General features: G+C 66.1%; 21 protein-coding genes. 18 read left to right on the top strand and 3 right to left on the bottom strand.

What is annotated here, in order from left to right; all coding sequences use genetic code 11:
* The first annotated feature begins 69 nt into the window (after nt 1-69).
* The 4 genes from ACSFB7_RS16755 to ACSFB7_RS16740 all read left to right on the top strand — a co-directional run bounded on the left by ACSFB7_RS16755 (nt 70) and on the right by ACSFB7_RS16740 (nt 4273).
* Nucleotides 70-1563, top strand: coding sequence for a virulence factor TspB C-terminal domain-related protein (locus tag ACSFB7_RS16755; RefSeq protein ID WP_435472017.1), 1494 nt, complete (start codon nt 70-72; stop codon nt 1561-1563).
* Between the two features lies 1 nt (nt 1564).
* Nucleotides 1565-1864 (top strand): DUF2523 domain-containing protein, encoded by a 300-nt coding sequence (locus ACSFB7_RS16750; protein ID WP_435472015.1) that lies wholly within the window; start codon nt 1565-1567, stop codon nt 1862-1864.
* The gene (locus tag ACSFB7_RS16745; RefSeq protein ID WP_435472013.1) at nt 1864-3066 is read left to right on the top strand and encodes a zonular occludens toxin domain-containing protein; all 1203 of its coding nucleotides are present in this window, start codon (nt 1864-1866) and stop codon (nt 3064-3066) included. The genes ACSFB7_RS16750 and ACSFB7_RS16745 overlap by 1 nt, the downstream gene beginning before the upstream one ends.
* A 313-nt stretch (nt 3067-3379) precedes the next feature.
* Nucleotides 3380-4273: a rolling circle replication-associated protein gene (locus tag ACSFB7_RS16740; RefSeq protein ID WP_435472011.1), complete on the top strand. Its 894-nt coding sequence runs from the start codon at nt 3380-3382 to the stop codon at nt 4271-4273.
* Nucleotides 4274-4281: 8 nt separating this feature from the next.
* Here the strand turns inward: ACSFB7_RS16740 and ACSFB7_RS16735 are convergent, their stop codons facing one another.
* The gene (locus ACSFB7_RS16735; protein ID WP_435472009.1) at nt 4282-4683 is read right to left on the bottom strand and encodes a hypothetical protein; all 402 of its coding nucleotides are present in this window, start codon (nt 4681-4683) and stop codon (nt 4282-4284) included.
* Nucleotides 4684-4839: 156 nt separating this feature from the next.
* On the opposite strand from ACSFB7_RS16735, the gene ACSFB7_RS16730 reads away from it, so the two are divergent.
* The 7 genes from ACSFB7_RS16730 to ACSFB7_RS16700 are packed head-to-tail and all read left to right on the top strand — an operon-like array spanning nt 4840 to nt 11243.
* Nucleotides 4840-5451, top strand: coding sequence for a recombinase family protein (locus ACSFB7_RS16730; RefSeq protein WP_435472007.1), 612 nt, complete (start codon nt 4840-4842; stop codon nt 5449-5451).
* A gap of 52 nt (nt 5452-5503) precedes the next feature.
* Entirely contained in the window at nt 5504-6814 is a 1311-nt protein-coding gene (locus ACSFB7_RS16725; RefSeq protein WP_435472005.1) for a hemolysin family protein, read from the top strand.
* Between the two features lie 8 nt (nt 6815-6822).
* Nucleotides 6823-7803 carry a lipopolysaccharide kinase InaA family protein gene (locus ACSFB7_RS16720; RefSeq protein ID WP_435472003.1) on the top strand — a complete coding sequence of 327 codons (981 nt, stop codon included), beginning with the start codon at nt 6823-6825 and terminating at the stop codon, nt 7801-7803.
* A gap of 26 nt (nt 7804-7829) precedes the next feature.
* A complete protein-coding gene (locus ACSFB7_RS16715; protein ID WP_435472001.1) occupies nt 7830-8813 on the top strand; it encodes a VWA domain-containing protein in 984 nt (327 codons plus the stop codon).
* Nucleotides 8814-8823: 10 nt separating this feature from the next.
* On the top strand, nt 8824-10164 hold the full coding sequence (locus ACSFB7_RS16710) for an adenylosuccinate synthetase (RefSeq protein ID WP_435471999.1): 1341 nt from the start codon (nt 8824-8826) through the stop codon (nt 10162-10164).
* An 8-nt stretch (nt 10165-10172) separates the two neighbouring features.
* Complete coding sequence (locus tag ACSFB7_RS16705) at nt 10173-10604, top strand: hypothetical protein (RefSeq protein ID WP_435471997.1); 432 nt, start codon at nt 10173-10175, stop codon at nt 10602-10604.
* The gene (locus ACSFB7_RS16700) at nt 10605-11243 is read left to right on the top strand and encodes an ankyrin repeat domain-containing protein (RefSeq protein WP_435471995.1); all 639 of its coding nucleotides are present in this window, start codon (nt 10605-10607) and stop codon (nt 11241-11243) included. It abuts the gene before it with no gap.
* 53 nt (nt 11244-11296) lie between these two features.
* Here ACSFB7_RS16700 and ACSFB7_RS16695 read toward each other — a convergent pair whose 3' ends face one another.
* Nucleotides 11297-11668, bottom strand: a complete 372-nt coding sequence (locus ACSFB7_RS16695) for a hypothetical protein (protein ID WP_435471993.1) — start codon at nt 11666-11668, stop codon at nt 11297-11299.
* A gap of 184 nt (nt 11669-11852) precedes the next feature.
* Here ACSFB7_RS16695 and ACSFB7_RS16690 point away from each other — a divergent pair, with 184 nt between their 5' ends.
* The 5 genes from ACSFB7_RS16690 (at nt 11853) to ACSFB7_RS16670 (ending at nt 18833) form a co-directional block, all read left to right on the top strand.
* Complete coding sequence (locus ACSFB7_RS16690; RefSeq protein ID WP_435471991.1) at nt 11853-12680, top strand: response regulator; 828 nt, start codon at nt 11853-11855, stop codon at nt 12678-12680.
* An 8-nt stretch (nt 12681-12688) separates the two neighbouring features.
* Nucleotides 12689-14950: a sensor histidine kinase gene (locus tag ACSFB7_RS16685; protein ID WP_435471989.1), complete on the top strand. Its 2262-nt coding sequence runs from the start codon at nt 12689-12691 to the stop codon at nt 14948-14950.
* Nucleotides 14951-15173: 223 nt separating this feature from the next.
* On the top strand, nt 15174-16832 hold the full coding sequence (gene mdlC / locus ACSFB7_RS16680) for a benzoylformate decarboxylase (protein ID WP_435471987.1): 1659 nt from the start codon (nt 15174-15176) through the stop codon (nt 16830-16832).
* A gap of 34 nt (nt 16833-16866) precedes the next feature.
* Complete coding sequence (locus ACSFB7_RS16675) at nt 16867-17814, top strand: ketopantoate reductase family protein (protein ID WP_435471985.1); 948 nt, start codon at nt 16867-16869, stop codon at nt 17812-17814.
* A 44-nt stretch (nt 17815-17858) separates the two neighbouring features.
* On the top strand, nt 17859-18833 hold the full coding sequence (locus tag ACSFB7_RS16670) for a Bug family tripartite tricarboxylate transporter substrate binding protein (RefSeq protein WP_435471983.1): 975 nt from the start codon (nt 17859-17861) through the stop codon (nt 18831-18833).
* Between the two features lie 32 nt (nt 18834-18865).
* Here ACSFB7_RS16670 and ACSFB7_RS16665 read toward each other — a convergent pair whose 3' ends face one another.
* On the bottom strand, nt 18866-19216 hold the full coding sequence (locus ACSFB7_RS16665) for a tetratricopeptide repeat protein (RefSeq protein WP_435471981.1): 351 nt from the start codon (nt 19214-19216) through the stop codon (nt 18866-18868).
* 151 nt (nt 19217-19367) lie between these two features.
* Here ACSFB7_RS16665 and ACSFB7_RS16660 point away from each other — a divergent pair, with 151 nt between their 5' ends.
* Both ACSFB7_RS16660 and ACSFB7_RS16655 read left to right on the top strand, forming a co-directional pair.
* On the top strand, nt 19368-19712 hold the full coding sequence (locus tag ACSFB7_RS16660) for a hypothetical protein (RefSeq protein WP_435471980.1): 345 nt from the start codon (nt 19368-19370) through the stop codon (nt 19710-19712).
* 116 nt (nt 19713-19828) lie between these two features.
* Nucleotides 19829-21505, top strand: coding sequence for a YadA family autotransporter adhesin (locus ACSFB7_RS16655; RefSeq protein WP_435471978.1), 1677 nt, complete (start codon nt 19829-19831; stop codon nt 21503-21505).
* The last annotated feature ends 3 nt before the right edge of the window (nt 21506-21508 follow it).

Below are 21508 nucleotides of genomic sequence, written 5' to 3'. Positions count from 1 at the left end.
AGTCGGGTGTTTCGCAAAGGGCCTGTCATTCATGGGTATCTACATCGTCATTGCTTTGTTGGGTGCCGCATGGCTTATCTTCAGCGCTTGATCGTTCTGCTTTTGCTGGCCTTTGCGGGTTCGGCAGTTGCCGCGATTCCCCAGCAGGCGGGTTGGCTGACCGGGGGGTCTCCGCCGTTCCCGACCTATCCGAATGGGACACCGGGGGCGTCAAGGTGGGATGCGGACCGCACGGCTGGTTGCGTGGCGCAAAAGACGGCCTACATCGCGCAGTACAGCATTACGGGGGTATCCAGTCACAGCGTGCCGGGGGATCCTTCGGACAATGGATGCTCGTTCTACACGACGATGCGCAGTGGCATTCGTGTCAGTTTTTCATCGGTCGCGCTGAAGCAATGTCCCGCGAACAGCGCGGCCTCTGGTGGCGCGTGCCAGTGCGCAACTGGGTACGCGGAGTTGGGCGGCAACTCGTGTGTTGTTGACAACGGGTGCATGACGCTGCTTGGCATGACGCCTCCGAACGACGGCGCTTGCATTGGCGGGGTGTGCCAGTACTCATACAAGGTCAACGCGGGCGAGCAGGCAACGGCTCAGCCGTATGGGCGGTTTTGCAGCAAGAGCTGCACCGTGAAGGGCAATCTCGATTGGTGCGGGCAGTACTCGAGCGGAGTGATGATCTCGGGTCGGGGGATATGCCAGCTCTCTGGTAGCTTCTACACCGGCGATAAGTGCAACGGTTCCGGTGAGGTCAATGGGCCGTCATCGCAAGGTACGGACGGCGGTGCTAATCCTGATCCTACGAAGGTGAAAGACGAGGCCAACGCTGTGCCGTCGCAGTTGCCTCCTGGCAAGTGCCCTGTCCAAGTGAACGGCGTCGATGTGGTGGTGTCTTGTGGTTCGTCTGCTGAAAACACTAAGAAGCAAGAGGACGGCAGCACGAAGAATCCCGATGGTTCGGTCACCAACAACACCACCAACAACACCACGACGACTACGACGATCTGCAATGGCAATTCATGCCAGAAGATCACCACGGTGACCAGTGGTGGGTCTGGTCCAAACGGGACGGGTTCAGGTTCCAAGACGGAGACCAAGACGGAGAGTGGCACGAAGAGCGAGATGTGCGCGGGAAGCACTGCGGCAGCTTGCAAGGGCGACGATAAGAAGGCCACAGGGTTCGGTGGTTCCTGCGTGGGTGGCTACAAGGCTGTCAGCGAGGACGCGGTGGTCAACGCTATGGCTGAGGAAACCTTCCGCCAGAACTGCAAGGTCAACCCCGACGATGGCGAGACCACCCTAGCGAAGGTCGAGCGTGTCAAGACTGGCAACCAGACCGGGGACAACCCAAACAACGGGTCAGTGTCCATTAGCTCGGGAAGCATCGACACCTCTGATGCGCTGGGCGCAGGTGGGTCGTGTATCTCGGATAAATCCATCACCGTGTTTGGCGGGCAGTCGGTCGTGTTGCCGCTTTCGAAGGCGTGCGACGGTTTCCCGCTGCTCGGCACGCTCCTGGTCGGCCTGAGTTTTCTAGTGGCCGGCGTCATCATCTTGAGAGGTTGAAATGCCAGCAATTCTTCTTGCGCTGGGCACGCTGCTGCTGCAACTGGTGGGCTCGATGGCTGGTCGGGTGCTGGTGGCCCTTGGTATCGGCGCTGTCACTTACACCGGCATCAACACAACGGTCGGCTGGGTCAAGGCGCAGGCCGTGTCCGCGCTGCTAGGCCTAGGCCCTGAGGTTGTCGGCATTCTCGGCATGCTCAAGGTCGGTGTGTGCATCAACATCGTCTTCTCCGCGATGCTGGCCCGCGCCGTCATCAACGGCATTCAGGGCGATACGTTCAAACGCTGGGTGCACAAGTAATGCTGTACCTCCGCACTGGGGCCAATGGCTCTTTCAAGACCGCGCTCACTCTCTGGGATGTCCGGCAGATGCAGCTCAAAGAGGGCCGCGAGGTTCTCTTCGTCAAAGACCGGTTTGTAGCGCTGCCGATCCTCGCTGAGGAATTCGGCTGGAAGCCTATCGAGTTCAAGGAATGGCTCGACTACAAGGACTGCATCATCTTGGCCGACGAGGTGCACCGAGATCTGCCTAAGGTCTCCGAGTCCACCAAGCGCCCGCAACACATCGAGATGCTGGCCGAGCATCGCTCGTTCGGTCACGACTTCTTCTTGCTCGACCAGCATCCGCTCAACATCGACCCCTTCGTGCGTCGATTGATCGGCCCGCCCGGTTATCACCAGCACTTTGTGCGGCTGCTGGGTGCCGCAAATGCGGTCAGCGTGCTGCAGTTCGATGCGGTCAACCCAACATGCGAGCGGCCGACTGCGGTCAAGAGCGCGCAGACCTCGACACGCAACCCTCAGAAAGAGGTTTACTCCTGGTACGAGAGCGCATCGCTGCACACCGGCAAGGTGCGTATTCCGAAGCAGATCTGGACCTTGCTGATGTGCGTCATTGCGCTTGTCGCGGTGGTGTACTTCCTCGTCACCAAGTTCATGCCCGGCAGCACTGGTCCCGCCAAGCCTGCAGCGTCATCGTCTCAGGCATCTGGCCCAGTCGTCGACGTCGCCGTGGGGAATGAGCGCAAGGCTATAACCCCTGCGGAGTACATCGCTTCGTATCAGCCGCGGCTACCTGGGCTGATGCACACCGCCCCGGCCTACGACAAGCTGACCGAGCCCAAGCGTGTGCCGGTCGCTGCCGCATGTGTGGAGATCAAGACAGATCGTCTCGGCCAGCCGTTCGGGTGCAAGTGCTATACGCAGGATGCGACCCCTTACCCTGTCGAGATTGGTATGTGCCGCCAGCTCGTGGCACACGGCATGTTCCTCGCGTTTCGGGCTGAGGGTGAGCAACCTCAGGACTTGTCGCAAAAGGCTGCTGTAGGCCCGCAAACCGCCCTTCCTGCCCCCGGTCCTGCGCCCGGCCTGTCCATCATCGACGGTGCAGCTAAGTCCTCTGGTGGTGCTGCTCCAGGCGCGGCTTCCTCGCAGCCCGATGCTGGATCGCCTCCGCGCGTTCAGCCGGGGTCCAAGTGGTCCTTTCAGACCGCTGGCCAGTGAAGCGCTCCCTTGTTGCTGAGCGGATGTTCCATGGCGTGCAGCCATGGCCGGTGCATCGCGCTCGGGCCGCAGGCACGTCGCAGGTTGTGGCGGTGGTTTTTCCTGTGCCGTTTCGCAGCGCTGAGGCCGCAGGGCTGAGGTACGAAGCCCAAGGCCGCGCGCAGCGCGGCCTTAATTTATTACTAAGACACTTCTCTACGAATGCCTACGCTGCGTTCGCTGAGACCCCCGGTCCGTTGGACCAAAAGAAAGACCCCGCGCAGCCTGCCAGCCGCCGGGGTCGTGATCACTGCCTTGTCAAAGGGAAACAGCGATGGAACGCATTGTGGATGGAATCGCCTACGAAGGCAAAACCCTGCCTGACTGCTTCGATGTGCGGGTGTGGGAATGCAACGGTCACCGCGAGATTTCTGCGCGGCCTGTGGTCGAGTGGACAGAGGTTGGCCCCGCTCCCGACTGGTCACACCTCGCTGACGATGCGAAGCGCGCCGAGTGGGATGCTGCCGACGAAGCCGAGCGGAAAGAAAAGAACGCTCTTCGCGCTGCCAGACGCGCAAAGACCATGTGTCGGCGCTTCATCAAAGCCAATGGCTTCAGCGAGCTGGCAACGTTGACCTACCGCGAGAACCAAACGGACGAACGCAAGGCCAAGGAAGACGCTAGGCGCTGGTTTCGGCGTATGGGTGACCTGATCCCCGGTTTTGGCTATTGCGCGGGTTACGAGCCTCAGCAACGCGGTGCGTGGCACGTTCACGCAGCGATTCACGAACTGCCTAAGCACGTCGACGTGAAAAAGCGCATGCCCAACGGCGATTGGAAGACGTTCAAGGTCAAGGGCTGGCAGGTCGGCACGATGGTGTGGCGGGCCATCGTCGGCAATGACAACGGCATGTGCTTCATCGGGGGCAAGGGTCCAGGTGCAAAGAAGGCGCGCAACAGCTTGGCCAAGATGGCGGCATACGTCGCGAAGTACATCACCAAGCATTACGAAATGGTCCCCGAGGGCAAGCAACGCTACAGCCATTCACAAGGGGTTGCGGTGCCTGATCCAGTGGTCGAGCGGCTGGTGCGCATGTCGCTGCGCAATCTGATCGCGATGTGCTTCTGGTGCGAGGACGGTGAACGTGTTGTTGATCACCGGATCGGGCGGTTCAAGGACAGCTATTACCTCTGCACTGAGGCTGAGCCACCGGGGGCGGTTTGTTGAGCGCGTTGCTATTGAAGATGGCAGTTGTTCGCGCTGAGCTGCGATCGGATGGCGATGGTCCGTTTCTGGTCTTGGTTGACGGTGTCCACGGATTGCCAGTAGCCCTTGCTGTAGCGGCCCTCGATCTCGTTGAGTTCATTGATCAAGCTGCCACATTGTTGGTCACGTCCTGCTGCGGCTGTTGTCGACGCTGCGGCGCCGGTGTGGCGGTTCATGTTCCGTTGGGCCTGCTCTACCTGTTGGTCGAACGGCACGTCCGCAACGGTCTCGATTCGATCGATGAAGGCGTTTCGGCTACTGCATGTTCCGTTGGTCCAAAACGTTGAGCCGTTATATGCCTTGCAGAGGTAGATGGTTGCTGCGTTGCATTGGGCGGTAGCCAGTAGAGCGATCGCAAGTAGGGTCTTCATCTTGTTGCGGGATGTAAGGAGCACCGAAACGATAGCACGTGCAAGGGCGAAGGTTGTTCTCGGAGGCGGTTTGGGTGGCGCATGTCGGCCTGTCGATTTGCTTGGCCCAGCGGCCAAATACATACATCTTTTGGCGGATTGTTTGAGGGGATTTCGATGCTTGTAGGTTATGCGCGGGTGTCCACCAGTGAGCAGGAAACGCATCTGCAGATCGATGCCTTGAAGCGCTATGGCGTGCATCGAATACATCGCGAAAAGGGTTCTGGGGTAGGCCCTCGGCCTGAGCTTCAGAGCCTGTTGGCGTCGCTGGTTGAGGGCGACACACTGGTGGTGTGGAAGCTGGATCGCATTGCACGGTCGATGACCGAAGTGATGCGAGTGATGGACTTGCTAAAGCAACGTGGTTGCAGTTTCAAGTCGCTGACTGAGCCCATTGATACGTCGCATTCGTTTGGCGAGTTGACGCTTCAGATGATCGCGGCTTTTGCGCAATTCGAGCGGAGTCTCATTCGGGAGCGTGCCATTGCTGGGCAGGTATCAGCTTGGCGGCGTGGTGTGCGATGGGGAGGTCAGCCGCGTGTGGTGACTGATGAGGATGCGCGAGAGTTAGTGCGGCTGAAAGAGACGGGCTATTTCACTATTGCGATGCTTGCCGATGCGTTCAATTGCTCAGAGTCCACCGTGTGGCGGACGTACTGGCTCGCTAAGAAGCCTTCAGCCGGGAAGCTCCGTAAGCGTGGTGCGCCCGTTTTATCGCAGTACCTGTGATGTGTCGCACCTTTGAAGTAAAGTGCCATTCCCTCATTCTCTCCCCCCGTTCATGGATGTTTTCCTGCTGGCCTTGCTGACCACGCTCAATGCGGCGTTCGCAATGTCCGAAATGGCCCTTTCCACCAGCCGGCGCGCGCGCCTCGCGGCCCTGGCCGAAACGGGAGACACCGGCGCCGAAGCCGCGCTCAAGTTGATGGAGTCGCCCACGCAATTCCTCTCGACGGTGCAGATCGGCATCACCTCCATCGGCATGCTCAGCGGCATCGTCGGCGAGGCCGCCTTCGCCGCGCCGCTCGCGGTGTGGATGGAAAGCGTCGGCATGGGCGCGGGCACCGCAAGCATCGTGTCCACCGCGGTGGTGGTGACCTGCATCACCTTCTTCACGATCATCTTCGGCGAGCTGGTGCCCAAGCGCATCGGCCAGCTCTACCCCGAGCCGGTGGCGCGTTTTGTCTCGCGCCCGATGCGCGGGCTGGCCAAGGCGGCCAAGCCCTTCGTGTGGCTGCTGGCCGGCGCCACCGCCACCATGCTGCGGCTGCTGCGCATCGACGCCAACGCGGCCCGCTCGGTGACCGAGGAAGAAATCTCGGCCAGCCTCGAAGAAGGCGTGGACGCCGGCGTCATCGAACACCACGAGCACCAGATGGTGCGCAATGTGTTTCACCTTGATGACAGGCGCCTGTCGTCGCTGATGGTCCCGCGCGCCGACATCGAATGGCTCGACGCCTCCAACTCGGTGTCGCAGGCGCTGCAGAAGGTGGCGGATGCGGCGGCGCTCAATCTCGTGCATTCGTGGTACCCCGTGTGCCGCAACTCGCTGGACGACGTGGTCGGCGTGATCAGCGTGGCGCACCTGTTGCGCCTGGGCGCCGCATACCCCGGCGTGCTGGGCCAGGAAGCCACGCCGGCCGTGTTCGTGCCCGAGACGCTCACCGGCCTGGAGTTGCTGGAGCAGTTCCGCGCACGCGCCGGCCGGCTGGTCTTCGTGGTCGACGAATACGGCGTGGTGCAGGGCCTCATGACCCCGCGCGACCTGCTCGAAGCCATCACCGGCGAGCTGCAGCCCGGCATGCAGACCGACGCATGGGCGCGCCAGCGGACCGACGGCGTGTGGGAGCTGGATGGCCTGATGCCGGTGTCCGAGCTGCGCGCGCGGCTCGGCATCCGCGAGCTGCCCGATGAAGAACGCGGGCGCTACAACACGGTGGCGGGCCTGCTGATGTCGGTGTCCGGCCATCTGCCCGAGGTGGGCGAGCACATCGACTGCGCGGGCTGGTGCTTCGAGATCGTCGCGCTGGAAGGCCGCCGCATCGACCGCGTGCTGGCCTCGCCTGACCCCGCCGCGCGCGAGGAAGATTAAGGACGGGCATGCTGTCGCTGCTTGCCCTGAGCTGCCCGCAGTGTTCCGCACCGCTGCCGCGTGCCGCACGCTGGCGCACCGTCAACTGCAGCTACTGCGGCGCAACCATCACGCGTGGCGAGGAAACGGTCGAACGCGAGAGCTTTCGCGCCGCGTTGCGCAGGGCCAATGCCGAGGTGGCGGGCGGCCGCATCCTGAAGTGGCGTGAATCGCGCTACCGCGTGCTGGCACCGCTGGCCACGGGCGAGCACAGCGAAGTGCTGCTTGCCGAGCGGCTGGGCGCGCTGCCCGAGCGCGTCACGTTCAAGCTGGCGCGCGACTCGGCCGTCAACGACGTGCTGGCGCGCGAAGGCGCCGTGCTGCAGGCCTTGCAGTCGCTGTCGGTGGCGGGCGCCGCCTACTTCACGCGCCGGCTGCCGCAGCCGCTGGGCGTGGGTGTGGCCGAGGGCCTGGGCGATGGTGCACGGCAGGCGCTGGTGCTGCGCCACCCGACCGGTTTCTGGGGCAGTCTGCAGGACGTGGTGCAAGCCAACCCGCAGGGCATCGACCCGCGCCATGCCGTGTGGATCTGGCGCCGCATGCTCGAAGTGCTGGCCTTCGTGCATGGCGCCGGCTGGACGCACCGCGACCTGTCGCCCGCGCATGCGCTCGTGCATCCGCGTGACCATGGCGTGCTGATCATCGGCTGGTCGCGTGCGCAGCACGCCACTGCGTCGGCGCATGCCGCAGCCGTGTCACGCGACCTGATGCAAGCCGCCTGGACCGTGCGCGCGCTGCTGCACGGCGGCGGCGCGGCCGGCGAGCCGGGGCTGGGCGCGCACACGCCCGCGCCGCTGGCCACCTTGCTGCGCCAGTGCAGCGAAGACGCCGCCACCTGCACGCGCCTCGGTGCGCAGGGCATCGAGCAATCGCTTTCCGCCGCGTCGCGCGAAGCCTTCGGTGCGCCGCAGTTCGTTCATTTCGATCCCGCGCCGCGCGCCGGCGGCTGAAGAATCAACCCTCAAGGAGCAACCCCATGGGCTACGGAAACTACTCGCATGCCGCCCACACGGCGCTGATTGCCGACCGCGCCGCCAAGCCGGGCGCCGAGGTCTTCATGCAGCGCGCCACGCATGCGCTGATGAACCCCAAGGGGCTCAAGGTGCGCGAGTCGCGCGACAACGCCGACCACCCCAATTCGCTGGGCATCGTGTTCGCGCTCGACGTCACCGGCTCAATGGGCGACATCCCGCAGACCCTGGCGCGCCGCGAGCTGCCCACCTTCATGAAGCTGCTGACCGACTGCGGCGTGGCAGACCCGCAGCTGATGTTCATGGCCATCGGCGACGCCACCTCCGACCACGCGCCGCTGCAGGTCGGGCAGTTCGAATCGACCGCCAACCTCATGGACCAGTGGCTCACCTGGAGCTACCTCGAAGGCGGCGGTGGCGGCACCGGCGAAGAAAGCTACGAGCTTGCCTTCTACGTGATGGCACAGCACACGGATATGGACTGCTGGGTCAAGCGAAAGAAGCGCGGCTACCTGTTCGTGACCGGCGACGAGCTGCCGTACCCGGCCGTCTCGCGCCACCAGATCGAAGGCCTGATCGGCGAGAAGCTCGACGAGGACATTCCCATCGAGGAAGTCATCGCCGCCGCGGCTGAAACCACCAATCTGTTCTTCCTGATCCCCGACGCGCAACGCCGCCGCCGCTGCGAGCCGCGCTGGCGCGAGCTGCTGGGCGATCACGTCATCTGCATGGATTCGCCCGACGACGCCTGCGCGGTGGCCGCCGGCATCGTCGCGCTGACCGAGAAGGCCGTGCCCAACCTCGACGGCCTGGCCAAGGTGATGAGCGCCACCGGCATGGCGAAGGAGCGCGTGGGCGGCGTGCTGCATGCGCTCGACGGCTATGCCGCGCTGCTCGACCCCACGGCACCGCGCCGCGCGCCACCGGCCGTGGCCACCGCTGCGGCATCGGGCGCGCGCTCTTCGTGGTGGAAGCGGCTGTTCGGCTGATCGACGCCGTGTGACGACGCGCTACGTCTCGCTGCTCGGGCTCGGCTTCGGGGACTGCGGCAAGGGCCTGTACACCGACCATCTGTGCGACGCATGGCGGGCCCACACGGTGGTGCGCTTCAACGGCGGCGCGCAGGCCGGCCACAACGTGGTGCTGGCCGATGGCCGCCATCACACCTTTTCCCAATTCGGCGCCGGCAGTTTTCATGCGGGCGTGGCGACGGTGCTCGCGAGTCCGGTGGTGGTGCATCCGACCGCGTTGCGCATCGAAGAAGAAGCATTGCAGCGCGTGGGCGTGCACGAGGCCTTCTCGCGCCTGCTGGTCGATGCGCGTTGCCGGGTGACGACGCCGTTTCATCAGGCGGCCGGCCGCCTGCGTGAATGGGCGCGAGGTGCGCAGGCGCATGGCAGTTGTGGTGTGGGCGTGGGCGAGACGGTGCGTCAGGCACTCGCGGCGCCGGATGCGGCATTGCACTACGGTGATCTGATGAATCGCGCACGTGCGCTTGAAAAGCTGGAGGCTTCGCGCCTCTCGCTTCGCCACGAGTTTGCTCACATCGATGCGCTGCCATCACATGCAGATGCAGCGCAGGAACTGGCGATGCTCGGCGACGACTCGCTCGCCGCACGCTGGCTCGACGCCGTCGCGCCATGTCTTCGGCAATCGCCACCCGCAAGCGCAGACGCCATCGGCCAGCAGCTCGCGCGTTCCGGCACCGTGCTGTTCGAGGGCGCACAAGGCGTGCTGCTCGACGAATGGCGCGGCTTTCATCCGCACACCACCTGGAGCACCATCTCCACCGCAGCCGTGGAAGCCGTGCTGCGCGACGTGGGCATCGATGCCCCCGTGCAGCATCTCGGCGTGCTACGCAGCTACCTCACACGCCACGGCTCGGGCCCGCTGCCCACGCACGACCGCGCACTCGATGCGCGACTGGCCGAGCCGCACAACGTCGACGAAGGCTGGCAGGGCGTGTTCCGTCGCGGCCATCCCGATGCGGTGCTGCTGCGCCATGCCCTCGATGCCGTCGGACCGCTCGACGGATTGGTGGCGTGCCATCTCGACGCGATCGACGGCGCGGGCTTGCGCTGGTGCGGCAGCCATCGCTCACCGGATGGCTCGATCCTCACCGCGTTGCCGCGCAGCGATGTCGCGCACGACCTCGACCATCAACACGCGCTGACGCGGCTGCTGCAAAGCGCCCAGCCCATCTACGAACCCGGCACCATCGCCAACCCGCAGGCGTGGATCGAGCGAGTCGAAGCCCTGAGCGGGCAGCCCGTGCGCTACGGCGCCTTCGGCCCGACACGCGACACGGTGCGCGCGATGCGTCCTGTACCCAATTCTTGAGAGACCTCGTGCCCGCGACCTACAACCTTCCCCTGATCCTCGCGGCCTTCCTCAGCGCCGTGGCCGCGCTGCTGCACATCTGCATCATCTTCGGCGGCCCCGCCTGGTATCGCTTCTTCGGTGCCGGAGAGCGAATGGCCTCGGGCGCGGCGGCCGGCCACTTGTATCCGCCCATCGTCACCTTGCTGATTGCCTGCGTGCTGGGCGTCTGGGCCGCGTATGCGCTGTCGGGCGCCGGCGTGCTGCGGCCGTTGCCGTTGCTGGCTTTCGTGTTGCCGGCAATCACGGCCGTCTACCTGGTGCGCGGGCTTGTACCGCTGGCCCTGTTCGTCTTCGACCGCCGCCATCGCACGGCCTTCTGGCTCTGGAGCTCGGTGATTTGCCTGGGCTTTGGCATCGTTCATCTGCTGGGGTTGGTCCAGGTCTGGGAAAGGCTCTGAATGCGCGCACCTTCCAAAACCTCGCTCTTCGCCGCCGCCAGGATCTGGGACGCCGCTTCGGTAGCGGCCGCGTTGGCCCAGGCGCCCGAATTGGTCACGGCCACCGACCCGCAAAACCGCACCGCGCTGCACCTGGCCTGCACCATCAAGCCCGGCAGCAGTCCGCAGCTCATGGAGCCCAATGGCCTGAAGACCGTGGCGGCATTGCTCAAGGCCGGCGCCAACCTCGAAGGCGTGGTGCCCATGGACGAGGACGAAGGCGACTTCCGCGCAACACCGCTCTGGCACGCCGTCGCGCGCGGCGAGAACATGCCGCTGGTCGCGGCACTGCTCGAGCGCGGCGCCAACGCCAGCTATTCGCTGTGGGCAGCAGTCTGGCGCGACGACGACGAGATGTGCGGCGCGCTTCTCAAGGCCCGGCCGCAACTGGACTTGCGCGCTCATGGCGAAACACCCATCTTCTACGCCGCGAGGCTCCAGCGCCTCAAGACACTGAGCCTGCTGATCGATGCGGGAGCCGATCCCTCCATTGCGGATTTCAGCGACCGCGATGCGCTGGACATCGCACGCGCCCGGCGGCTGCCCAAGGAATTCATCGACCGCCTCGAAGCCTTGAAGCAACGCAAGCGCATTCCATAGTCACGAAGAGCGGCAGCTCATGACATGACCCGCAGGCGCCATCGCAGAACGGCTCAGGCAACACCTTCCCTCGACAACCGCGACACACCCTCCACCGACGTTTCAAGCACGCGCAACTGAAAGGTGATGTCCCTCAGTTCCTGGGCCAGCGTGACGAAACCGGTCGCCCGAGACGCCCCCTTCACCACGACTTGCGCAGGTGTGAGCCGAACGTTCGGCTTGATGGTGTGAAGCAGGGCGACCACGGCGGCCGAGGCTTCATCGGCCGCGCAGCGAAGCGCGGCGAGCGCTTCCTGAAGCTGCACATCGCGTGCCTTCATGGCTTCCTCGACGGAGATTCCCCGGCGCTGAATCACGCACGGCTCCATGGCCGAGACCCGTTCGATGGCAGCGCGCGCGAGCAACAAACTGGATGAATTCTTCATTCGACCTTCACCGTGTTTCAACAAGACGGGATTGTTTGAAAGCAGGCGTCGAAGCTCCTTTGCAAGCGGGGACAAGATCTTTGCCAAAGGTGACGGAGTGTTAAAGTCTTCACACAATCAGAAACAATAATTTCGAGACCCGCCGGTCCCAGGCCGAGCCCGTTCTTTCCCCTTCGTTGTTGGCATGTCGTCCTTGCAGACTCCCGGTTCGAGCGCGCATCTTCTGCTCATCGACGACAACATCGACGAACTCCGGTTGCTGGTGAGCGCGTTGCGCGATGCGGGCCATCGCCTGAGCATCGCCTTCGATCCGGTACAGGGCCTGCGGCGCGCCGCCGCGCTGCAGCCCGACCTGATCCTGCTGGACGTGCAGATGAACAGCATGGACGGCTACGCGCTCTGCCGGCTGCTCAAGGCCGACGCCGCCACCGCCGACATCCCCGTGATCTTCGTGACCGCCGCCGCCTCGCTCGACGAGCGCCTGACCGGCCTGCGCGGTGGTGCGGTGGACTACGTCACCAAGCCTTTCGATCCGCCTGAGGTGCTGGCGCGCGTGGCGATCCATCTGGCGTTGGCCTCGGGTCGCGAAGCCAGTCAAACGCCATCAGCCGACACACCCACAGAGAGCGCGGCCGATCCCGTGCAACGGGCCGACCAGGTGCTCGTGCAGGCAGCCATCGACCTGCTGATGTCGGACCTGACAGACCCGGCGAGTCTGGCGACGATCGCTGCCCGCCTGGGCACGCACGAGAAGCGCCTGTCCCGGGTTTTTCGTGAGCAGCGGGGCGAGACGGTGTTCGGCTTCCTGCGCGAAGCGCGTCTTGCGAAGGCCCGTCGCCTGCTCGCGCAGACGCTGCTGGGCATGGAAGACATCGCGGCGGAGACCGGCTTTTCCAACGGAGCGAACCTCGCCACGGCTTTCCGCCAGCGCTTCGGCGCAACGCCGAGCGCGTTCCGGCGCTCGGGTGCCGCCGCTGCCGATCCGTTGAGCGAAGCACGACAACAACCATGAGGTGCTGGATGCGCGCGTTGTTCGTGCCGCTGCTGGCACTGTGCCTGTGGCTCCCGGCCCAGGCATCGACATTGCACCTGACAGGCGACGAGCGCTGGCCGCTGTCGCTGGACCGCAAGGTCGAGGTGCTGAAAGACGCCACGGGCGCGCTCACGCGAGACGACGTGCTCGCCATCCCCGCCGACGCGCCCGAGGGCTTTCACCCCGGCACGCCCACCGGCATGCGCCCCGGATTCACCGACGCCGCATTCTGGTTGCGCCTGGAACTGGTCAACGACGGCAGCGCGCCCCAATCGTTGCAGCTGATGCTCAACAGCACCTGGCTGCAGCACGCCGACTTCCATCTGAGAAAGGGCGACGCACAAGACGCGCGCTGGACCGTTCGCAAGCGGGGCGTGGCACAACCCCATGCGCCGGGGCGCCAGCCTTTCGTGGCGATCGACCTGCAACCGGGCGAACGCGCGCTGGTGCTGGTGCGCGCGCAGACCGCGTCCAACCTGCGCTTTGCGCCGGCGCTGTACTCCACCGAGAAGCTGCTCGCGTCCGAGCAGTGGCATGCGCTGTTCGACGGCCTGCTCATCGGCGGGCTGCTCGTGCTGGGCGTCTATTCGCTGGCGACATGGACGCTGTCGCGCGCGCCGGCCATGGGCTGGCAGGGCGCGGGGTTCATCCTCGTGGCGTTGTACGAGGCTTCGTACCGCGGCTATGCGGGGATCTTTCTCTGGCCCGATTCGCCGCTGTGGAGCTACCGCGCGGCCGGCACGCTCGGCCCCGTGTGCGCGGTCATGCTGGTGCTTCAGTTGCATGCGATCACGCGGCACTCGGGCATCCGGCCTCCGGGGCTGAAGGTGCTTGCGGTCCTCACCGCGCTGCAACTCGTCATCGTGGCCGGCTGCCTGATCGGGCCCTACGGATTCTTCGCGCAGGCCGCACTGGTGACCGTGCTGGCGCTGGTGGTCGCGTTGAACGTCAGCGGCTTCGTCTACATGCGCCGTGGCGGCGCGCGCGGCAAGCTCGTGTTCGGCATCACGCTGGTCATTGCGGCCGGCATCGGCCTGCGGCTGGCGGAAATCGCATTCCAGGAACGCTTTGCCACCAGCCTCGACCCGTATGCGCTCGGCTTTCCGGGCATGCTGCTGGGGCTCATCACGCTGTCGTGGTGGGGACACCGGCTCGCGCGCCAGCATGACGAGGCGCGCGACACGCTCCTGCGCTGGCAGGCCGAGTCGCAGAGAAAGCTGCAGGATGAAGTCCAGCGCAAGACCCGCGCGCTCAACTCGGCGCTGCTGCAATCCGAAGCGCAGATGCACGACCAGACCCGGCTGATGGCCATCGTCAGCCACGACCTGCGCGCACCGCTCGCCACCATCCTGGGCCATGTGCGGCTGCTGCGCGAAGAACCGAACGCGGGTTCGCCGACGCTGTTGCAGGCCATCGAGCGCAATGCGGGCTACCAGTTGTCGCTCATCGACGACCTGCTCGACTACGCCAAGGGCGAACTCCAGCCGATCGTGCCGGCGCCGCAACCTGTCGACCTGCCTGCGCTGATCGACGACATCGCCCAGTACGCCGCTACGCTGGCGCAGCGCCAGAACAACCGCTTCACGCTGCGCTGCCACGACACGTTGCCGCCGGCGGTGCGGCTGGACAGCAAGCGCTTCCAGCAACTGGTGCTGAACCTGTTGTCGAACGCGGCCAAGTTCACGCGTGACGGGCGCATCGAACTGGTCGTTGCGGCGAAGGCGTGCGAGAAGGGCTGGTCGCTGGAGATCGAGGTTGCCGACACGGGCATCGGCATCGACGAAGCCGACCAGGCGCGCATCTTCGAGATGTTCCAGCGCGCCGACGTGCAGTTCGACGGGCACGGGCTGGGCCTGTTCATTGCACGGCGCATCGTCGAGAGCATGGGCGGCAAGCTCGAACTGCACAGCCGGGCGCATCGCGGCACGCAACTGAAGTTCGCGCTGCAGGTCGAGGCGGCATCGATCGACGAGGTCGTGCCTCGGGTGCGTGCCATTGCGTCCACTGCATCCACATCCGCGCAAGCCGTGGCGCCCGTGCCTGAAGGGCAAGGCCTGGAACCGCTTGCCGCGGCAATACGCGATGAGCTGGCGGAACTCGCGCGCGACGGTCGATGGTCCGACCTGCACGAACGCATCGAGCGGCTGGCCGCCGACCAGAAGCACGCGTCGCTGGCCGCGCTGTTGCGCGATGCGCTTGAACGCCTCGACTTCGAGCAGGTTGGCCGGATCGCGCAATCGGCGCGTTAGAGCGCCTTCAAAAAACACTGCAGTCGGCTTCTGCTGAAACCCCTGACGGCCCGGGCCGGCAGAGAAATTGTCGCGCTCGGATCGATGTCTTCGACATGCACCGAATGAATATTCGATAGTGCCCTCATCTTATTGATTTATGGGGCACGCACTCCGAAGATCGGTGCTCACTCGTTCAGGTTCGCCACCGCCGTGCGGTCTGCGTTCCAATCAAAAACCGTTCATGACCATCTCTTTCGCCACAACCCCCCTCGCTGCCGATGCAGCTTCCGCCACCGCCGACCGCGTCACCGTTCGCCAGGCCGTGCTCGACCTGCTGCGTGCTTTCGGCATGACCACCCTGTTCGGCAACCCCGGCTCGACCGAGCTGGGCCTGTTCCGCGATTTCCCGGCCGACTTCGACTACGTGCTGGGCTTGCAGGAATCGGTGGTGGTGGGCATGGCCGACGGTTATGCGCAGGCCACGCACAAGGCCAGCTTCGTGAACCTGCACTCGGCCGCTGGCGTGGGCCACGCGATGGGCAACATCTTCACCGCGCACAAGAACCAGACGCCGATGGTCATCACCGCAGGCCAGCAGGCGCGCTCCATCCTGCCGTTCGACCCGTTCCTGTTTTCCGCGCAGGCCGCCGAGCTGCCCAAGCCCTACGTGAAGTGGAGCGTGGAGCCGGCCCGCGCCGAAGACGTGCCGCTGGCACTGGCGCGCGCCTACTACATCGCCATGCAGGAGCCGCGCGGCCCGGTCCTTGTGTCGATCCCGGCCGACGACTGGGACCGCCTGACCGAGCCCGTGCTGCCGCGCGTGGTCAGCACCGAATTCCGCCCCGAGCCAGTGGTGCTGGGACAGATCGGCGATGCGCTGGACGCGAGCCGCCGCCCGGCCTTCGTGGTCGGCACGGGCGTAGACCGCAGCCAGGCGTGGGACGACATGGTGGCGCTGGCCGAGCGGCACAACGCCAGCGTCTGGGTGGCGCCGATGTCGGGGCGCTGCGGCTTCCCCGAAGACCACCGGCTCTTCGCCGGCTTCCTGCCGGCGGCGCGCGAGGCCATCGTGCAACTGCTCGGCGGCCACGACTACATCTTCGCGGTGGGCGCACCGGCCTTCATCTATCACGTGGAGGGCCACGGCCCGCACGTGCCGGCCGGTGCCGAGCTGGGCCAACTGGTCGACGACCCGACCATCGCCGCGTGGACGCCGGTGGGCACCACCGCCGTGGGCAACGTGCGCCTGGGCTTGCAGGACCTGCTGGGCCGGCCCGTGGCTGCGCAAGTGGCGGCTCGGGGTTTGCCTGCACCGCGTGCGACGCGGCCCGTGGCGACGGCACCCGAGGGCGACGAGCTGATGTCGGTCGCCTATGTGCTGCAGACCCTGGCCGAGCTGCGTGACCGCGCGAGCATCGTGGTCGAAGAGGCACCTACGGCGCGCTCGGTGATGCACCGCTACCTGCCGATGCTGCAAAGTGGCGGCTTCTACACCATGAGCAGCGGTGGACTGGGCCACAGCATGCCCGCGGCGGTGGGCGTGGCGCTGGCACAGGCCAAGGCGCGCAGCGGTCGCAAGGTGATCGGCGTGATGGGCGACGGCTCCAGCATGTATTCGATCCAGGCGCTGTGGAGCGCCGCGCAACTGAACCTGCCGATCACCTTCGTGGTGCTGAAGAACCGCCGCTACGCCGCGCTGCAGGACTTCGCGCCGGTGTTCGGCTTCGCACCCGGCGAGACCCTGCAGGGCACCGATCTTCCGGGGCTGGACTTCACTGCGCTGGCGCGCGGCCAGGGCTGCGAGGCGGTCTCGGTGCGCGATGCCGGCGCGCTTGCCGGCGTGCTGCGTGCGGCGCTGGCGGCTGAGCGGCCGATGCTGGTCGAGGTGGAGGTGGCGTGAGCGTCATCCGGTTTGCTGATCGACGCGACGCACGATGACGAATCTTTCTCCCACCCCAGGCCGCATCGGCATCCTCGGTGCCGGCGCCATGGGCACGCTGTTCGGTGCGCGACTGGCCAGTGCCGGCGTGCCCGTGTCGCTGGTCGACGTGAACGAGACTTTGCTCGCAACGCTGCGGCGCGAAGGCGCACGCTGCATGACCGACGAAGGCCTGCTGCAGGCCCCCGTCGAGGCGTTGCGCGCCGACCAGTTGCAAACCGGCCCTGACCGTTGGCTGGTGTTCACCAAGTCGGCGCACACCGCAGCGGCCCTGCAGAGCATCGCTCACCTGATCGGGCCCGCCACGCACTTCCTGAGCCTGCAGAACGGCATCGGCCATGCCGAGGTGCTGCAACGCTTTGCACCTGCCAGCCGCGTCGCGGTCGGCGTGACCACCTGGCCCGCGCGGCTGCTCGGGCCGGGCGAGGTGAGTTCGCTGGGGCAGGGCGGCATCCGCTTCATGGCCTGCGATGGCCGCGCAAACCCGGTCTTCGAGCAACTGGCGCAAGACCTGAACGCGGCGGGGCTGAACAGCCGGATCGACCCCGACGTGCAGGCCGCCATCTGGGAAAAGCTGGCCTTCAATGCCGCGTTCAACGGCATCTGCGCCCTCAGCGGCCAGACGGTGGACGGCCTGGCCAATTCAATGGGCGAGCCCTTGCTGGAGGCGGCGCTCGAAGAGGCCTTGGCCGTCGCCCATGCAGATGGCGTGAACGCCAGCGGCGAGCGGGTGCGTGCGGCAGTGCGCGACGCGCTCGACCACCATCAGGGCCACCAACCCTCGATGCTGCAAGACCTGCTGGCCGGCCGTGCCACCGAGGTCGAGGCCATCCACGGCGCGGTGCTTCGAGCGGCCGAAAGCCATGGCCTGCCCACACCGGTGATCCGCACCCTGTACCAACTCATTCACCTGCGCGAGCGCGCCGCACACCAGCCAGCCTGATTCCCGTTTTTTCATAAGCAGAAGACTTCAAGGAGACAAGAAACATGCGCAGACAACTGCTGAAAGCCGGCCTCGTGCTCGGCGCCCAACTCGCCCTGGGCGCCGGCCCGGCACTGGCCCAGGGATCGGACCGGCCGATCGAATGGGTGGTCGGCTTTGCCGCCGGTGGCGGCTCCGACGCCGTGGCGCGCGGGGTCGCCGAGACCTGGAGCAAGTCCATCGGGCGTACCGTCATCGTCACCAACAAGCCCGGCGCCGGCACCAACATTGCCGCCGAGTACGTGGCACGTTCGCGCGACCTGGGCAACGTCGTCTTTACCGGCGACTTCGCCACGCTCGCCGCCAACCCCACGCTGTTCAGCAAGCTCGGCTACAACGCAGAGAAAGACTTCCTGCCCGTCGGCCTGCTCGCGCGCTTTCCGCTGTTCCTGGTGGTCAACAACCAGCTCCCGGTGCAGAACTTCAAGGAGTTTCTTGCGTGGGGCAAGGCCAATCCCGGGCAGCTCAACTACGGCAGCCCCGGCCTCGGCTCGCCGCACCACTTGGCCACCGAACTGCTGGCCCAGCGCGTGGGCCTGAAGATGTCGCACGTGCCCTACCGTGGCGGTGCGCCCGCCATCCTTGACGTGATCGGCGGGCAGGTGCCGTTCATGCTCATCGACAGCGCCACCGTGGTCCAGCACATGGCTGCGGGCAAGGTCCGCGCGATCGGCGTGGCCAGCGCCCAGCGGCTGAAGAACTATCCCCAGATACCGACCCTGGCCGAGCAGGGCGTGAGCGATTTCGAGGCCCATGCCTGGCAGGGCCTGGTGGCGCCGGTGGGCACCTCGCCCGACATCATCCAGGCCTGGAGCCAGGCGCTGCAGGCGGCGCTGAAGTCGCCAGCGGTGCTGGCCCGCTTCGACGCCCTCGCGCTGGAGGCGCTGCCGGGCACGCCCGCACAGATGCAGGCCTATTGGCGCAGCGAACGCAGCAAGTGGGGGCAGGTGATCCAGACGGTCGGCATCAAGCTCGACTGAACGGAACACGCCGGGCATCGGGCCCGCCCCGCTCAGCGGGGTGAGCTGAGCCGTCGCAGGCGCACGGTCAGTTCCTTGACCAACTGCATCTCTCCGCGCCGCTGCGCCACTTCGAGCGCCTTCGCAAATGCCGCTTCGGCCTTCGCGTTGTCGCCAAGGGCCAGCGCGATCAAACCGTGCAGGCGGCCGGCGGCGGTGAACTCCGGATCGAAGGCCAACGCCTTCTCGACATGCATCAGCGCGGTCTGCGTTTCTTCTCGCCGGTGGTAGGCCAGCGCAAGGCTCATGCGCAACAGCGCACCGTCGCGGCCCGAGGCCAGCATGCGTTCGAGCGCCTCGGGCGAGAGGCCGGGCACTGAAGAAGAATTCGTGGGTGTGTTCATGGCATGCGGTCTTCGGAGCTTTGTGTTTATTGTCAAAGAATAATCTTTGATATTCAACGTGACAGGCTGCCCGATGAATCTCCCTGCCTCCGTCTGGCGCGATTCCTCCCGTCCTACAGGCGCAAAGTCCTGTGGGCCCGAGCATCGCGGCATGAGCAAACTGATCCTTGCGTGCCTGAGCGCGGCTGCGTTGTGCGCCGCCACGGCAGCCATCGCCGAACCTGTAAAGGTGCCGATCGACAGCGACGAGAAGGGCTCCGTCTACGTCGCCCCCAACGTGACCTCCACCGAAGACTCGGCCTACACCAAGGGCGGGACGGTCGGTGTGCAACGGCCCGACGGCAGTGGCGCCTACGTGGGCACGGACACATCCACGCCGCGCCCCACGTATTCGTTGGGCGCAAGCACGGGCGGCAACGTGTCGCTCACGGGTGGTGTGTCGTCGGACGGCAAGACCAACAACGGCGTGAAGGCCGGCGTGACCATCAAGTACTGACGACGGCCTGCGCGGCAACGCCTGCGCTCTCGTTTACTTGTTTTCGGGGATGGCCCCGCTGAAAACAAAAAGACACACTCCGCCGCGTTTGTGTTTGTTTGCTTTCAGAGGTGAGGATGTCCCAATCAACCCAGGTCGGTGCCCACAACGGTGCCACGCGTGAACCCCACCGAGTGAAGAACGGGTTGCCGCGTCTGCGCGTATTCCGCTGGCTGCCGGCGGTTGCCTTGCTGGCGATGGGGTGGGCTCACGCGGCCGACTACGTGGCTGGTGGCACAGGCAATGGCGGCGGCGGGCAGTCCGGCGGGACCGGAGGCGCCGGCGGCGCAGGGGCCTCGGTTTCTGGCGATGGCGCCACCTCGATCGGTGCGGGCGGCGACGGTGGCCTTGGCACTTCCACTGGAACGGGCGGCACGGGCGGTGGGGGCGCCGGCGCCACCGCGAACGGCGCGACGGCCATCGGCGGCGGCGGGAGTGGCGGGCGTGGCGACGCAGGGGGAACGGGCGGTGCGGGAGGAAGCGGTGCTCAGGCCTCGGCGGATGGCGCGATCGCGCTTGGCGCAGGCAGCGCGGGCACCGCCGGTTGTTGCAGCAACACTGCGCCGGCGGGCGGCAGCGGCGCGCAGGCTTCGGGAATTTCAGCGGTCGCCATCGGAAGCGCCTCGGGCAGCAGCCAGGGCGCCGTGGCCTCGGGCGACGGCAGCACCGCCATCGGCGGGGCGAACGGCGGACGTTCGGGCGCGGCCGCGTTGGCCACGGGTGGCGTGGCGATCGGGTCGGGCAGCCAGGTGGCGAGTGGCGCGACCGGCGGCGTGGCCATCGGCTCCAACTCGGTCGCCACCGCAGCCAATACGGTGTCTTTCGGAAGCGCGGGCCAGACGCGCGGCCTGGTCAACGTCAGCGCCGGTGCGGTGACCGCCACCAGCACCGATGCCGTCAACGGCAGCCAACTGTTCACCGTGCAGGGCACCGCCAATTCGGCGCTCGGCCTGGCGCAGAACTCCGCGCAGTACGGCGCGGGCGGCACCACGCTGCAGCTCAATGCCAACGGCGGCGCCGGCACCACCATCAGCAACGTCAGCGCCGGCCAGGCCACCACCGATGCCGCCAACGTCGGCCAGGTGCAGCAGGCCCAGCAGACGGCCATCACCACGGCCAACAACTTCACGATCCAGCAAGTCACCGCCTTGCAAGGGTTGATGAACCAGGCCCTGAGCAGCGGCGTGTGCGCGGTGAACGCGAATGGCTCCGTGGCCTGCGGCCCCGGCGCCGGTGCCAGCGGCGCGGGCAGCACGGCAATGGGCAACAAGGCCGCGGCCACCGGCAACAACACCGTGGCGCTGGGTGCCAACGCGCAGGCCACGGGCAACAACGCGGTGGCGTTGGGGCAGGGCTCGGTGGCCGACCGCGACAACACCGTGTCGGTGGGCAATGCAGCCACCGGTCAGTTGCGCGGTATCACGAATGTCGCCCCGGGCGTGCTGGGCACCGACGCCGTCAACGTCAACCAGTTGCAGCAGGCGGTGAGCAACGCGACCAGCCAGGCGAACGCCTTCGCCGCGCAAGGCGTGGCAGCAGCACTGGCCATGCCGAGCATGCCGACATTGCCGGCGGGCAAGAAGTGGATGGGTGCAGCGGTCGGCAACTACGCGGGTGCATCGGCCATCGGCTTTGCCTTCGGTTATCAGGTCAACGAAGGCCTGAACCTGGGCGTGGGTGTTTCCACCGCAACCAGCAGCGGCGGCAACGGCAACCGCGTGGCGGCCAGGGTGCAGGCGGGCTACGCGTGGTGAGCC

Origin of the sequence: Variovorax raffinosi (assembly GCF_051216615.1) — a bacterium.
In the GTDB taxonomy this organism is placed as follows: domain Bacteria; phylum Pseudomonadota; class Gammaproteobacteria; order Burkholderiales; family Burkholderiaceae_C; genus Variovorax.
The sequence above is the reverse complement of the archived record's forward strand: the minus strand, read 5'-3'. Positions and strand labels throughout refer to the sequence as shown.